Source organism: Agrobacterium sp. CG674 (assembly GCF_053521645.1).
In genome coordinates this window covers 184,522-198,869 of sequence record NZ_JBNWDZ010000005.1, presented here as the reverse complement: position 1 = coordinate 198,869, position 14,348 = coordinate 184,522, and the positions used below count along the sequence as shown (strand labels likewise).

General features: G+C 57.3%; 9 protein-coding genes. 6 read left to right on the top strand and 3 right to left on the bottom strand.

Features of this window, described 5'->3' with window-relative positions; all coding sequences use genetic code 11:
* Nucleotides 1-67: 67 nt before the first annotated feature.
* Together ispG and ACQZ51_RS15765 are read left to right on the top strand one after the other, a co-directional pair.
* Nucleotides 68-1,318 carry a flavodoxin-dependent (E)-4-hydroxy-3-methylbut-2-enyl-diphosphate synthase gene (gene ispG / locus ACQZ51_RS15770; protein WP_042615691.1) on the top strand — a complete coding sequence of 417 codons (1,251 nt, stop codon included), beginning with the start codon at nucleotides 68-70 and terminating at the stop codon, nucleotides 1,316-1,318.
* 68 nt (nucleotides 1,319-1,386) lie between these two features.
* Complete coding sequence (locus ACQZ51_RS15765; RefSeq protein ID WP_448778579.1) at nucleotides 1,387-2,049, top strand: OmpA family protein; 663 nt, start codon at nucleotides 1,387-1,389, stop codon at nucleotides 2,047-2,049.
* A gap of 87 nt (nucleotides 2,050-2,136) precedes the next feature.
* Here the strand turns inward: ACQZ51_RS15765 and pyc are convergent, their stop codons facing one another.
* Nucleotides 2,137-5,598 (bottom strand): pyruvate carboxylase, encoded by a 3,462-nt coding sequence (gene pyc, locus ACQZ51_RS15760; protein WP_448778577.1) that lies wholly within the window; start codon nucleotides 5,596-5,598, stop codon nucleotides 2,137-2,139.
* Between the two features lie 122 nt (nucleotides 5,599-5,720).
* Nucleotides 5,721-6,458 (bottom strand): autoinducer binding domain-containing protein, encoded by a 738-nt coding sequence (locus ACQZ51_RS15755; protein ID WP_448778576.1) that lies wholly within the window; start codon nucleotides 6,456-6,458, stop codon nucleotides 5,721-5,723.
* A 349-nt stretch (nucleotides 6,459-6,807) separates the two neighbouring features.
* On the opposite strand from ACQZ51_RS15755, the gene ACQZ51_RS15750 reads away from it, so the two are divergent.
* Nucleotides 6,808-8,583 carry a glucan ABC transporter ATP-binding protein/ permease gene (locus ACQZ51_RS15750; RefSeq protein ID WP_042615561.1) on the top strand — a complete coding sequence of 592 codons (1,776 nt, stop codon included), beginning with the start codon at nucleotides 6,808-6,810 and terminating at the stop codon, nucleotides 8,581-8,583.
* Nucleotides 8,584-8,673: 90 nt separating this feature from the next.
* On the opposite strand, the gene ACQZ51_RS15745 is transcribed toward ACQZ51_RS15750, so the two are convergent.
* The gene (locus tag ACQZ51_RS15745) at nucleotides 8,674-9,375 is read right to left on the bottom strand and encodes a DUF1013 domain-containing protein (RefSeq protein WP_448778573.1); all 702 of its coding nucleotides are present in this window, start codon (nucleotides 9,373-9,375) and stop codon (nucleotides 8,674-8,676) included.
* 231 nt (nucleotides 9,376-9,606) lie between these two features.
* On the opposite strand from ACQZ51_RS15745, the gene acs reads away from it, so the two are divergent.
* The 3 genes from acs (at nucleotide 9,607) to ACQZ51_RS15730 (ending at nucleotide 14,292) form a co-directional block, all read left to right on the top strand.
* Nucleotides 9,607-11,565: an acetate--CoA ligase gene (gene acs / locus ACQZ51_RS15740; protein WP_448778571.1), complete on the top strand. Its 1,959-nt coding sequence runs from the start codon at nucleotides 9,607-9,609 to the stop codon at nucleotides 11,563-11,565.
* A 177-nt stretch (nucleotides 11,566-11,742) separates the two neighbouring features.
* Nucleotides 11,743-12,633 carry an NAD(P)-dependent oxidoreductase gene (locus tag ACQZ51_RS15735; protein ID WP_448778570.1) on the top strand — a complete coding sequence of 297 codons (891 nt, stop codon included), beginning with the start codon at nucleotides 11,743-11,745 and terminating at the stop codon, nucleotides 12,631-12,633.
* 225 nt (nucleotides 12,634-12,858) lie between these two features.
* Nucleotides 12,859-14,292 carry an aldehyde dehydrogenase family protein gene (locus ACQZ51_RS15730; RefSeq protein WP_448778568.1) on the top strand — a complete coding sequence of 478 codons (1,434 nt, stop codon included), beginning with the start codon at nucleotides 12,859-12,861 and terminating at the stop codon, nucleotides 14,290-14,292.
* Nucleotides 14,293-14,348: the final 56 nt, after the last annotated feature.

Genomic DNA, 14,348 nt, shown 5'->3' with positions numbered 1-14,348 from the left:
ATATTGACAAGGCTCGCGCCGTGTTACACCTGAATGATCAGACCAACCACAATTGCTCGAGAAAACCATGACGTCACACGCCGATTATGATCCCAAGCCGCGCCGGTCCTCGGTCGCTGTCGATGTCGGTGGCGTGATCGTGGGTGGCGGCGCGCCAGTCGTCGTGCAATCCATGACCAATACGGATACGGCTGACATCGACGCCACCGTGCAGCAGGTGGCCGCACTTTACCGGGCGGGTTCCGAAATCGTGCGCATCACCGTCGACCGTGACGAGAGTGCCGCCGCCGTTCCAAAAATCCGCGACCGCCTTTTGCGCCTTGGCCTAGATGTGCCGCTGGTGGGAGACTTCCATTATATTGGCCACAAGCTTCTGGCAGATCACCCGGCTTGCGCCGAAGCGCTGGCGAAATACCGGATCAATCCGGGCAATGTCGGCTTCAAGGACAAGAAGGACAAGCAGTTCGGCGATATCGTCGAAATGGCGATCCGCTATGACAAGCCAGTGCGCATCGGCGTGAACTGGGGATCGCTGGATCAGGAACTTCTGACCACGCTGATGGACAAGAACAAGGATGAAGGCTTTCCGCTATCGGCCCGTCAGGTCACGCGTGAAGCCATTGTTCAGTCAGCGCTGATTTCCGCAGAGCTTGCCGAAGAAATCGGCCTGCCGCGCAATCGCATCATTTTGTCGGCGAAGGTCAGCCAGGTTCAGGATCTGATCGCCGTCTATTCCATGCTGTCGGAACGCTCCAACCATGCGCTGCATCTGGGCCTCACCGAAGCGGGCATGGGCTCAAAGGGCATCGTCGCCTCCTCCGCCGCCATGGGTTACGTGCTGCAACACGGCATTGGCGATACGATCCGCGTGTCCTTGACGCCGGAGCCAAACGGAGACCGCACCCGCGAAGTGCAGGTCGCGCAGGAAATCCTGCAGGTCATGGGCTTTCGCCAGTTCGTTCCGGTCGTTGCAGCCTGTCCGGGCTGTGGCCGCACGACGTCCACCGTGTTTCAGGAACTCGCCCAGAACATCCAAAACGATCTGCGCAAGAACATGCCGGTCTGGCGTGATAAATATCCGGGCGTCGAAGCGCTGAACGTCGCCGTCATGGGCTGCATCGTCAACGGTCCGGGCGAAAGCAAGCATGCCGATATCGGAATTTCGCTGCCCGGCACCGGCGAAAACCCGGCCGCTCCCGTCTTCATTGATGGCGAAAAGGCCCTGACCCTGCGCGGACCTGATATCGCCAAAGATTTCGAGGCACTCGTCATCGACTATATCGAAAAACGTTTCGGCCAAAAAGACGCAGCCGAGTAGGTTTCGACCGTGAAAATGCCGGAATTCATCTGTCTTACCTTACGTGAACTCACGGAGCACTGGAATTCATGATCAAGAAGTTTGTCGTTCTTGCGCTTGCCGCAACCTATCTTTCCGCCTGCACCACCACCGACCCCTACACAGGTGAGCAGAAGGTTTCCAACATGGCGGGTGGTGCCGGTATCGGCGCTCTGGCCGGTGCTGTCGGCGGCCTGGTCATCGGCGGCGGCAACAAGGGCCGCAACGCTTTGATCGGCGCTGGCATTGGCGCTCTGGCCGGTGGTGCCATCGGCGGTTACATGGACAATCAGGAATCCGAACTGCGCCAGCAGCTTCAGGGAACCGGTGTATCTGTGACCCGTCGTGGCGATAGCATCGTTCTCAACATGCCGTCCAACGTGACCTTCGCGACAGATCAGGATCAGGTTATCCCGCCATTCTACCCAACGCTCAACTCGGTCGCGATCGTTCTGAACAAGTTCAACAAGACCTATATCGACATTAACGGCCATACCGATTCGACCGGCAGCCTGGCGCATAACCAGCAATTGTCCGAACGTCGCGCGGCGTCCGTCGCCAACTATCTCGGAGATCGTGGCGGTGTCGATCAGCGCCGTATCTCGACCATGGGCTTTGGCCCCTCGCAGCCGGTTGCTTCCAACGCCTCAGCAGATGGCCGCGCTCAGAACCGCCGCGTCGAAGTCCTGATCTCGCCGCTGACACAGAACTGATTTCCCGACACGTCTTAACCGATAGACCTGTTCAGCAAAAAGCCCACCAACCGGTGGGCTTTTTGTTTGTATTGACTGCGTCCAAGCTTATTCGCCGTAAGCGATCAGCAAATCCTTGGCATCAATCTGATCGCCGGGCTTGACCAGAACTTCGACAACCTTGCCGTCCCGTTCGGCGTGAAGCGCGGTTTCCATTTTCATGGCCTCGATAGACACCAGCACGTCGCCCGCCTTCACATCCTGCCCCTGATTGACAAAGACGCGGGAGATAACGCCCGGCATCGGTGCGCCGACATGCGCGGCATTGCCGGGCTCGGACTTGCGGCGAACGGCAGAACCCGTGGCGCCATGGGCGCGGTCCGGCACCTTGATGCGGCGCGGCTGGCCGTTGATTTCGAAGAACACCGTGACCATGCCCTTATCATCAATGCCCGATGAAGCCTGATTGACGATGACGAGTGTTTTGCCGCGCTCAATATCGGCAAACAGCTCTTCGCCATCTTCCATGCCGTAGAAATAAGCATGGGTCGGCAAGACCGACACAGGACCGTACGTATCCGAGGCCAGCGCAAAATCCGTGAAGACCTTGGGATACATCAGGTAGGAGGCAAACTCGAAGTCATCCACCGGACGCTCAAGCTTGGTTTCGATGACCTTGCGCTCCGCATCCAGATCCGCATCTTCAAGAAGGGAGCCGGGACGAACCGTATAGGGCTCTTCGCCCTTGAGCGCCTTCTTCTGCAGGGCCTGCGGCCATCCGCCCGGCGACTGGCCAAGATCACCCCTCAGCATGGAAACGACGGAATCCGGGAAGGAAACCTCCTTTTCCGGGCTTTCGACATCGGCCACCGTCAAATCCTGACTCACCATCATCAGCGCCATATCGCCGACAACCTTGGAGGATGGCGTAACCTTGACGATATCACCGAACATCTGGTTGACGTCCGCATAGGTCTGAGCGACCTCGTGCCAGCGGCTTTCCAGACCGAGCGAACGGGCCTGTTCTTTCAAATTGGTGAACTGGCCGCCCGGCATTTCGTGCAGATAGACTTCCGATGCTGGGCCCTTGAGATCGCTTTCAAAGGCTGCATATTGCCCGCGTACCGCTTCCCAATAAAACGAGATGCGACGGATCCATTCCGTATCGAGCCCGGTATCGCGCTCGGTTCCCTTGAGTGCTTCAACGATGGAGCCCAGGCATGGCTGCGATGTATTGCCAGAAAGTGCATCCATGGCCGCATCGACCGCGTCAACGCCCGCTTCCACCGCCGCCAGAACCGTCGCCGCAGATATGCCTGACGTATCATGGGTGTGGAAGTGGATGGGCAGGCTGGTGGCCTCACGCAACGCCTTGAACAGAACGCGCGCGGCAGCAGGCTTCAAAAGCCCTGCCATGTCCTTGACGGCGATGATATGTGCGCCGGCCTTTTCCAATTCAGCAGCCAGATTGGTGTAGTATTTGAGGTCGTATTTCGGGCGGGCCGAGTTCAGAAGGTCGCCCGTGTAGCAGATCGTTGCTTCACAGAGCTTGTTCTCTTCGGCAATCGCATCCATCGAGACCCGCATATTCTCGACCCAGTTGAGGCAATCGAACACGCGGAACAGATCGACGCCGCCCTTGGCAGCCTGACGCACGAAATATTTGACGACATTGTCAGGATAATTCTTGTAGCCGACGCCATTGGCGCCGCGCAAAAGCATCTGCAGCAACAGGTTCGGAGCGCCCTCGCGCACCTGCGCCAGACGTTCCCATGGATCTTCCGTCAGGAAGCGCATGGACACGTCGAAGGTCGCACCGCCCCAGCATTCCAGCGACAGAAGCTGCGGCAGAGCCTTAGCGTATACGCTGGAAACGCGGGCGATGTCATGGGTACGAACACGCGTCGCCAGCAGCGATTGGTGGCCGTCGCGCATCGTCGTGTCTGTCACCAACACGCGCTTTTCATTGCGCATCCACTCGGCAAAGCCTTTCGGCCCCAGCCTGTCCAGAAGCTGCTTGGTGCCATCAGGCGTCGGCTGGTCGATATAGGGAACGACCGGCACCGGCGCGTTGACGGCAGGCTTGACGCGACCCTTCGTTTCCGGGTGCCCGTTGACGGTGACATCCGCCAGATAGGTCAGAAGCTTGGTGGCGCGATCCTGCCGTTTGACCTGCTCGAACAACTCAGGCGTCGAATCAATAAAGCGCGTCGTATAGGTGTTTCCGACAAAGCTCGGATGGCTGATGATGGCTTCCAGGAATGTGAGGTTGGTCGCCACACCGCGAATACGAAACTCGCGCAAGGCACGATCCATGCGCGCAATGGCTTCCTCGGGCTGCGGTGCCCAGGCCGTCACCTTGACCAGAAGCGGATCATAATAGCGCGTGATGATGGCGCCGGAATAGGACGTGCCGCCATCAAGCCGAATGCCGAAGCCTGATGCGGAGCGATAGGCAGTAATGCGGCCATAATCCGGGATGAAATTGTGTTCGGGGTCTTCTGTGGTGATGCGGCACTGAAGCGCATGACCATTGAGACGGATATCCTTCTGCGCCGGCACGCCGGATTGCAGGGTGCCAATCGTTTCGCCTTCGAGAATATGGATCTGCGCCTTGACGATATCGATGCCGGTTACGACTTCGGTTACCGTATGCTCGACCTGAATGCGTGGATTGACTTCGATGAAGTAGAATTTGCCGGTATCGGCATCCATCAGATATTCGACTGTGCCCGCGCCGACATAATTGGTCGCGCCTGCGATCTTCAGTGAATAATTGGCCAGTTCCTGGCGGCGTTCTTCGGAAAGATAGGGCGCGGGTGCACGCTCGACCACTTTTTGGTTGCGGCGCTGGATGGAGCAGTCACGCTCAAACAGATGCACGACATTGCCGTGGGTATCGCCCAATATCTGGCTTTCCACATGGCGGGCGCGCTCCACCAGCTTTTCCAGATAGACTTCGTCCTTGCCGAAAGCGGCCTTCGCCTCACGCTTGGCTTCCGTTACCTCGCGGGCGAGATCTTCCTTTTTTCGAATGGCGCGCATGCCGCGGCCACCGCCGCCCCACGACGCCTTGAGCATGACGGGATAGCCGATCTCCTCGGCCATGCGCTCAACCTCTGCCATATCGTCAGGCAGTGGATCGGTGGCCGGTACGACCGGTACGCCAACAGAAATCGCCAGATTGCGTGCGGCAACCTTGTTGCCAAGCCTGCGCATCGTATCTGCGGTTGGCCCAATGAAAATGATGCCCGCCTCGTTGCAGGCTTCCACAAATTCCGGGCTTTCGGAAAGCAGGCCATAGCCGGGATGGATCGCGTCAGCGCCCGAAAGCTTTGCGACGCGGATGACCTCTTCTATCGAAAGATAGCTCTCGATGGGCCCCATATCCTTGGCAAGGTGTGGACCGCGGCCGACCTGATAACTCTCATCCGCCTTGAACCGGTGCAGGGAAAGCTTGTCCTCCTCTGCCCATATGGCAACCGTTTTAATGCCGAGTTCATTGGCAGCACGGAACACACGGATCGCGATCTCTGAGCGATTGGCGACAAGGATTTTTGATATTTTCAAGACGGCCTCCCGAACCTCAACAGCAGCATGTGTATGCTGCACCGCGAAATTAAGCAGTAAACGGGTTCGATGGAAAGGCCGATTTTGACATTGTCAGTTCTCAACCGAGAGACAGCAACGTTTCAGGAGATAATACCGTGACGAAGTGCAAGTGCCACCACATGCTGACGATTTCTGGCGTCCAGCTTTCGCTGAATACCGTTGATATACCAATCCACAGTGTGGCTCGAGATGGAGAGGCTTTTGCCGATTTCCGGTGACGTCCGACCCTGGGCGAGAAGAGTCAGCACATCGAACTCACGCCGTGTGAACTGGGTCGCAGCCAGATCCGGCACGGCTAGAACGGTTTCAGACTGACCTGAAAATTCGAGCAAACGCCAAAACGCAACACGCATGGCCGTATCAAGGATGAACAGTTCCGATGTCGTCAACAGCCGACCATCGCCAAAAATATAAACCCCGCCCAGTAGTCCGCTTCGACCATGGATAGGAAAAGCATAACCTTCGCGCAGACCGAAGCGCGCAGCATCCTGGAAAAGCCTGGCGGCTCTTTTCCGCTGTGTCGATTGGGGCAGGAAGGATACGACTTCGCGGCAGCGAAACGGTTGATGCAACAGACCGAGCGTTCGCTTCACGGGGTCGGCTTCACCATATTTCTTGGCGTGATAGAATTCTTTCCAGCCAACGGGAAGGTGCTCGGCGAGAACGGTTCCGGTGAATGTCAGATCTTCGGCATCTCGTTGCACGATCCGGTAGAAATTAAATCCGAGACGACGCAACAGTTCATGAAATGTGGAGAGGAACCTATCCTGGGTCTTTGACTCGTAACACACAGTCAAAAACTGAAAAACATTGTGCATTAAAGCAAATACCCTGAAAAATATGGAACACTTGTCAATTTTCGTCGATAGAATTCCTGAACAAGGGCCCCCCCTTTGCCAAGATGCATTGCCTACATCAAATCGTCTCCAAATAGGAAATCAATAATTAAACCATGCCGCGAAATTTCGCATGGCATGGTGGGTTGTATTCACAACCCTCGCATTTTTTTCGCCTTCTGGCTCCCCGTTCGGCCCCCGTTAAGCGCGCATTCATGTGGAAAAAGCGATAAAACAACGGCTTGCACGGGTCGAAATTTTTTCGAGCTCAAGCAGACCATTGGCGCCCTGACCAGCGCTGCTCGACGGATATGAAGACGGGATACGGGAATTGACACTGTTTCAGGTTTATAGTCGCGCCCTGCGCTACCTCGCCAACAACAAATGGCGTGTCACCATCGTCGTTATCGCAAACGTCATTCTGGCTGCTATCACGATTGCAGAGCCGGTGTTGTTCGGACGAATCATCGATGCGATTTCTTCCGGCTCGGATGCCACCAACATCTTGATTCTCTGGGCAGCTTTCGGCGTGTTCAACACGATTGCCTATGTCGCCGTGGCCCGCGAGGCCGATCGCCTCGCCCATGGGCGGCGCGCATCCTTGCTGACGGAAGCTTTCGGTCGCATTATTTCCATGCCGCTTTCATGGCATCACCAGCGCGGAACATCCAACGCGCTGCACACGCTTCTGCGTGCCAGCGAAACCCTCTTCGGTCTCTGGCTTGAATTCATGCGTACGCATCTGGCGACATTCGTGGCGCTGCTGCTTCTCATCCCCACAGCTATCTCGATGGACCTTCGTCTCAGCTTCGTTCTGATGGGGCTTGGAACAGTCTACTGGTTCATTGGCAAATGGGTCATGGAGCGGACAAAGGAAGGTCAGGCCTCTGTCGAAGAACATTATCACTCCGTTTTCGCCCATGTGAGCGATTCGATCAGCAACGTCTCGGTCCTGCACAGCTACAACCGCATCGAAGCGGAAACCAAGGCCCTCAAATCCTTCACCGAACGCCTTCTCAGTGCACAGTACCCGGTTCTGGACTGGTGGGCCTTTGCAAGCGCGCTGAACCGCACCGCATCAACGCTCTCCATGATGATTATCCTCATCATCGGCACGGTGCTGGTGAAGAACGGTGAACTGCGCGTGGGCGACGTGATTGCCTTCATCGGCTTTGCCAACCTTCTGATTGGCCGTCTCGACCAGATGCGTGCATTCGCGACGCAGATTTTCGAAGCGCGCGCCAAGCTCGTTGATTTCTTCAAGCTGGAAGATTCCGTTCAGGAACGTGAAGAGCCAAGTGGTGCGATCGAGCTGGGCCAGGTGTCCGGCAAGATCGAATTCCGCAACGTCAACTTCGGCTTCGCAAACACGAAGCAGGGTGTCCATGACGTCTCCTTCACCGCAAATGCTGGCGAAACCGTTGCCATCGTCGGCCCCACAGGCGCTGGCAAGACGACGCTCATCAATCTGCTGCAGCGGGTTTACGATCCCAATGGCGGCCAGATCTTTGTCGATGGCGTCGATATATCGACGGTCACGCGCCAGTCGCTGCGTCACTCCATCGCCACGGTGTTCCAGGATGCCGGCCTTCTCAACCGGTCCATCCGCGACAATATCCGCCTTGGCCGTGAAGCGGCAACGGATGATGAAGTGGCCCAGGCTGCTGCTGCCGCCGCAGCCACAGATTTCATCGACAGCCGTCTGAACGGCTATATGACGCAGGTCGGTGAACGCGGTAACCGCCTGTCAGGTGGTGAGCGTCAGCGCATCGCCATCGCCCGCGCCGTCTTGAAGAACGCGCCTATCCTCGTTCTTGACGAGGCGACCAGCGCCCTTGACGTGGAAACGGAAGCCCGCGTGAAAGACGCGGTGGATGCTCTGCGCAAGAACAGAACGACCTTCATCATCGCTCACCGTCTGTCCACGGTCAGAGACGCGGATCAGGTTCTGTTCATGGATAATGGCCGTATTGTCGAGAAGGGCACCTTTGATGAGCTCAGCATGCGCGGCGGTCGTTTCTCGTCGCTGCTACGAGCCAGCGGCCTGTTGAACGATGACGAAAAGACAGGCGCACCTGTGCTGTCTCTGCCCGCCAAATCTGCCTGACATCGGTCAGATTAATCTGAAACGACTGCACCCAATAAAAAAGCCCCGGTCGATGCCGGGGCTTTTTCGTATGGTTTGCCGATCAATCGATCAGTAGGTCTCGTCTTCCTCATCGTCCTTGCGGGTCGATTTGAGAGAGTTGAGCTTGGCAAAGACAGCGTTGTGGTCGATCTCTTTTTCTTCCTCACGCTCGTATTTGTAGCCAAGACCTTCCGTTGCAGCGGCTGGCTGCAATGTCGCGTCAAGCTCTTCCTGCGTTGGCAGAGGACGTCCGCGAGATGCGCGCTCAACCTCAAGGTCAAGATCGATCTGGCTGCACAGGCCAAGCGTGACTGGATCCATCGGTGTCAGGTTGGCCGAGTTCCAGTGGCTGCGGTCACGGATCTGTTCGATCGTGGACTTGGTGGTGCCGACGAGGCGCGAAATCTGCGCATCTTTCAGTTCCGCGTGGTTGCGCACCAGCCAGAGAATGGCGTTGGGGCGATCCTGACGCTTGGAAACCGGCGTGTAACGCGGTCCGCGGCGCTTGGATTCAGGCACGCGCACCTTCGGCTCGGAAAGCTTGATCTTGTGATTCGGGTTGGATTCCGCCTTTGCGATTTCATCGCGCGAAAGCTGACCGGTGGAAATAGGGTCGAGACCCTTGATGCCCTGTGCAGCTTCGCCATCGGCGATTGCCTTGACCTCTAGCGGATGCAGCTTGCAGAACGTGGCAATCTGTTCAAATGACAACCCTGTGTTGTCCACAAGCCAGACGGCCGTCGCTTTCGGCATAAGCAGTGTTTGAGCCATAGATACAGTCCTTCTGTCCGTCCGCTCCGGGGGCGCGGGCCGTGGAGGTTAACCACTAATTTCCGGGATATGACCGGTCTATAACCGGATTGCATCAGAAATGCAATTCTTTGCGCGACAAATGACCTTTGTCTAATTGCCGGATGTCAGCGAACTGCTATGAATCTGGCACATGACTGGAGAACGGAGTCTCCGGTGCACGTAAAGACGCGAGCGGCTTGGGAGGAATTCATGTCTGCTAAAATCTATCCGGTTCTGAAATCTGCAAAAACACGCACGCTTGTCGATAATGATCGTTACCTGAAATGGTATGAGCACAGCGTGGAAGATCCCGATGCCTTCTGGGGAAAGCACGGCAAGCGGATAGACTGGTTCAAGCCCTACACAAAGGTCAAGAATACGTCTTTCAAAGGCAAAATCCCGATCAAATGGTACGAGGACGGCCTGACCAACGTCTCCTACAATTGCATTGATCGCCATCTCAAGACCCATGGCGAGCGCACCGCGATCATCTGGGAAGGCGACAACCCGTATATCGACAAGAAAATCACCTATAATCAGCTCTATGATGCGGTCTGCCGAATGGCAAACGTGCTGAAAAAGCATGGCGTGAAGAAGGGCGACCGCGTCACCATCTACATGCCGATGATCCCCGAAGCGACCTATGCCATGCTGGCCTGCGCTCGTATCGGCGCTGTCCATTCCGTGGTCTTCGGCGGCTTTTCGCCGGATGCGCTGGCCGGTCGAATCGTTGATTGCGAATCAACCTTCGTTATCACCTGTGATGAAGGCGTGCGCGGCGGCAAGCCCATTCCGCTGAAGGAAAACACGGATAAGGCAATTCACATTGCCGCCAAACAGCACATCATCGTCAACAAGGTTCTGGTTGTGCGCCGCACCGGCGGCAAGACCAACTGGGCACCGGGCCGCGACCTTTGGTACCATCAGGAAGTTGCCAGCGTAAAACCCCATTGTGAACCGGCAAAGATGAAGGCGGAAGACCCGCTTTTCATCCTCTACACCTCAGGCTCAACCGGCAAACCCAAGGGCGTGCTGCACACAACGGGCGGCTATCTCGTCTATGTGTCCATGACGCATGAATATGTTTTCGACTATCAGGATGGCGAGGTCTACTGGTGCACCGCCGATGTCGGCTGGGTCACGGGTCACTCCTACATCGTCTACGGACCACTGGCCAATGGCGCCACCACCCTGATGTTCGAAGGCGTGCCGAACTTCCCCGATCAGGGACGCTTCTGGGAGGTCATCGACAAGCATCAGGTCAATATTTTCTATACGGCCCCAACAGCGCTGCGCTCTTTGATGGGTGCGGGCGACGAGTTCGTCAAACGCTCGTCGCGCTCCAGCCTGCGGTTGCTCGGCACGGTGGGTGAACCCATCAATCCGGAAGCCTGGGAGTGGTATTACCATGTGGTGGGCGAGGACAAGAGCCCGATTGTCGATACGTGGTGGCAGACAGAGACCGGGGGCATTCTGATCACGCCGCTGCCCGGCGCCACCGATCTCAAGCCAGGCTCGGCCACGCGGCCGTTCTTCGGGGTGCAGCCGCAACTGGTGGATGCCGAGGGCAAAGTGCTGGAAGGCGCAGCCGACGGCAATCTGTGCATCATCGACAGCTGGCCGGGCCAATCACGCACGGTCTATGGCGATCATCAGCGCTTTATCGAAACCTATTTCTCCACCTATAAGGGGAAATACTTCACGGGCGATGGCTGCCGACGCGATGAAGACGGCTATTACTGGATCACCGGCCGCGTGGATGACGTCCTGAACGTTTCCGGCCACCGGCTGGGCACAGCCGAGGTCGAATCGGCTCTCGTGTCCCACAACCTCGTCTCGGAGGCTGCGGTCGTTGGATATCCCCACACGATCAAGGGTCAGGGCATCTACTGCTATGTCACCTTGATGGCAGGCAAGACGGGCGACGATGCGCTGCGCGAAGAGCTTATCAAGCATGTGCGTAACGAGATTGGCCCCGTGGCAACCCCCGACAAGATCCAGTTCTCGCCGGGCCTGCCGAAGACACGCTCGGGCAAGATCATGCGCCGCATTCTTCGCAAGATCGCCGAGGATGATTTCTCAGCACTGGGCGACACGTCCACGCTGGCTGATCCTGGCGTCGTGGATGACCTGATCGAAAACAGGCAGAACAAGGCGCCTGCCGCTTAAAACATTGTAAACACGGCAACAAACGACGCCCGGGAAGCGGACAGCCTCCCCGGGCGTCTCCTGTTTCGGCATGTTTTTCTATCGCCGTGTGTGCGTCGGAGAGGTCTGTTCTGCCCATGATCCGCCCTTTCGGCGGCAGCCAAAATGTGCACACTGGCGGCCCGGAGGAAAACCGACATGGATCTAAAAACTAACCCCGTCATCGCCTTCATCGGCACCGGTCTGATGGGCGGCCCGATGGCCCACAATTTGCTCAAGGCTGGCTTCAGCGTCAGGGTCTGGAACCGAAGCGTCGAGAAAGCGCAGGCGCTTGTTGCCGAGGGCGCAGTTCTGGCATCTTCACCGGCGGACGCCGCAACAGGTGCCGATATCGTCATCACCATGTTGAGTGATGGCAACGCGGTCGGCGACATGCTGTTTAACGCGGGCATTGCCGCAGCGCTCGAAAAGAATGCTGTCGTGATCGACAGCAGCTCGATTGCTCCACCCATTGCGCGCGACCACTCAAAGCAGCTTGAAGCGCTCGGCATCCACCATATCGATGCGCCCGTATCGGGTGGTGTCGTCGGGGCAAAGGCCGGGACACTTGCGATCATGGCCGGTGGCGATGAGGCCGTTATTGCAGGGCTCTCGCACGTCTTTGCCGCCATGGGCAGATTGACCTATGTCGGCCCGTCCGGTGCCGGGCAGCTCTGCAAACTGGCCAACCAGCAGATCGTCGCCATTACCATTGGTGCTGTCGCCGAAGCCATGATGCTGGTGGAAGCGGGCGGAGCCTCGCGTGAAGGATTTCGCAACGCCATTCGCGGCGGTTTCGCGGAAAGCCGGATTCTCGAACTCCATGGCGAGCGCATGGTCAAACGCGATTTCGTGCCGGGAGGACCATCCAAGTTTCAGCTGAAAGATCTCAACGGCGTGCTGGCGACGGCGAAAGACCTGTCGCTGGAACTGCCGTTGACGCAGCAGGTAACGCAGGCATTCGATGATTTCGTCAATGATGGCGGCGCCGATATCGACCATAGCGGAATTCTTCTCCACCTGGAGAAGCTGAACAATCGACAGCATTAGCAACGGATTTTCTGCCTATCTTTTCGCAAACGCCTACGGTTAGGCAGAAAGATTTAACGGGCGGCCAGTCATATGGTGACTTTAATCCAGTCATATTATGACGTAAGGTCGCCACGAATTTCGCAGCATCGCAAGATGCGTCGGCGTCTTCGAGGACGTCAAAGATCAATCACAAAGCAGGCGGCGCACATGAGTGACGGCCGCTGCTTGCAAAGGAGCATCTTCATGACAATCCATCAGAACCTTATCAATGGCGAGTGGGTCGGATCCGACGGGTCTAAAAACATCAATCCGTCTGACACCAACGAAGTCGTCGGTCTTTACGCGCAAGCCGGTGCTGAGGAAGCAAAGCAGGCGATCGCCGCAGCCAAGGCCGCGTTTCCCGCGTGGTCACGTTCAGGCATTCTGGAACGTCACGCAATCCTGAAAAAAACTGCCGACGAAATCCTTGCCCGCAAGGAAGAGCTTGGCGCTTTGCTGGCCCGTGAAGAAGGCAAGGTTCTTGCTGAAGGCATCGGTGAAACTATCCGCGCTGCCCAGATTTTCGACTTCTTCGCAGGTGAGGCCCTGCGCCTTGCAGGCGAAGTCATCCCGTCTGCCCGCCCCAATATCGGCGTAGAAGTCACCCGCGAGCCGCTCGGCGTTATCGGCATCATCACCCCGTGGAACTTCCCGATTGCCATTCCCGCCTGGAAAATCGCTCCGGCCCTTTGCTATGGCAACACCATCGTCTTCAAGCCTGCCGATCTGGTGCCGGGCTGCGCATGGGCCATCGTTGATATTCTGCACCGCGCGGGTCTGCCAAAGGGCGTCCTGAACCTCGTCATGGGTCGCGGCTCTGTCGTTGGTCAGGCCATGCTCGACAGCCCGCATCTGGCTGGCATCACCTTTACCGGCTCCACTGGCACAGGCCAGCGCGTTGCGGCATCTTCCCTGCCCTTTAACCGCAAGTTCCAGCTGGAAATGGGCGGAAAGAACCCCTTCGTCGTTCTTGATGACGCGGATCTGGATGTCGCTGTCGAAGCCGCCGCCAATTCCGGCTTCTACTCCACCGGACAGCGCTGCACGGCGTCTTCGCGCCTCATCGTGACTGAAGGCATTCATGACAAGTTCGTCGCGGCCCTCACTGAGCGTCTGAAGAAAATCAACGTCGGCAATGCGCTGGACAAGAACACCCATGTTGGTCCCGTCGTTGATGAAAAGCAGCTGAAGCAGGACACCGATTACATCGAGATCGGCAAGCAGGAAGGCGCGAAGCTCGCTTTCGGCGGCGAACTTGTGAAGTGCGAAACACCAGGCTTCTTCCTCCAGCCTGCGCTGTTCACCGAAGCGACAAACAGCATGCGCATTTCCCAGGAAGAAATCTTCGGGCCTGTCGTCGCTGTCATCCGCGTCAAGAACTATGACGAGGCGCTTGCTGCCGCCAACGACACGCCATTCGGTCTGTCTTCCGGCATCGCCACGACAAGCCTCAAGCACGCAACGCACTTCAAGCGCAATGCCGAAGCCGGCATGGTGATGGTCAACCTGCCGACAGCCGGCGTCGATTTCCACGTTCCATTTGGTGGTCGCAAGGCATCGTCCTTCGGTCCACGCGAGCAGGGAAAATATGCCAGCGAGTTCTTCACAACGGTGAAAACAGCTTATACGCTGGCTTGAACTAAACCTTTGCCACAAGTCCTCGGCGTCGCCGGGGACTTTCTCGGCCAAGACGA

Coding starts and splice junctions, on each gene's coding strand:
- ispG (WP_042615691.1), top strand. CDS start 68: ATGACGTCACACGCCGATTATGATCCCAAGCCGCGCCGGTCCTCGGTC.
- ACQZ51_RS15765 (WP_448778579.1), top strand. CDS start 1,387: ATGATCAAGAAGTTTGTCGTTCTTGCGCTTGCCGCAACCTATCTTTCC.
- ACQZ51_RS15755 (WP_448778576.1), bottom strand. CDS start 6,458: ATGCACAATGTTTTTCAGTTTTTGACTGTGTGTTACGAGTCAAAGACC.
- ACQZ51_RS15745 (WP_448778573.1), bottom strand. CDS start 9,375: ATGGCTCAAACACTGCTTATGCCGAAAGCGACGGCCGTCTGGCTTGTG.
- acs (WP_448778571.1), top strand. CDS start 9,607: ATGTCTGCTAAAATCTATCCGGTTCTGAAATCTGCAAAAACACGCACG.
- ACQZ51_RS15735 (WP_448778570.1), top strand. CDS start 11,743: ATGGATCTAAAAACTAACCCCGTCATCGCCTTCATCGGCACCGGTCTG.
- ACQZ51_RS15730 (WP_448778568.1), top strand. CDS start 12,859: ATGACAATCCATCAGAACCTTATCAATGGCGAGTGGGTCGGATCCGAC.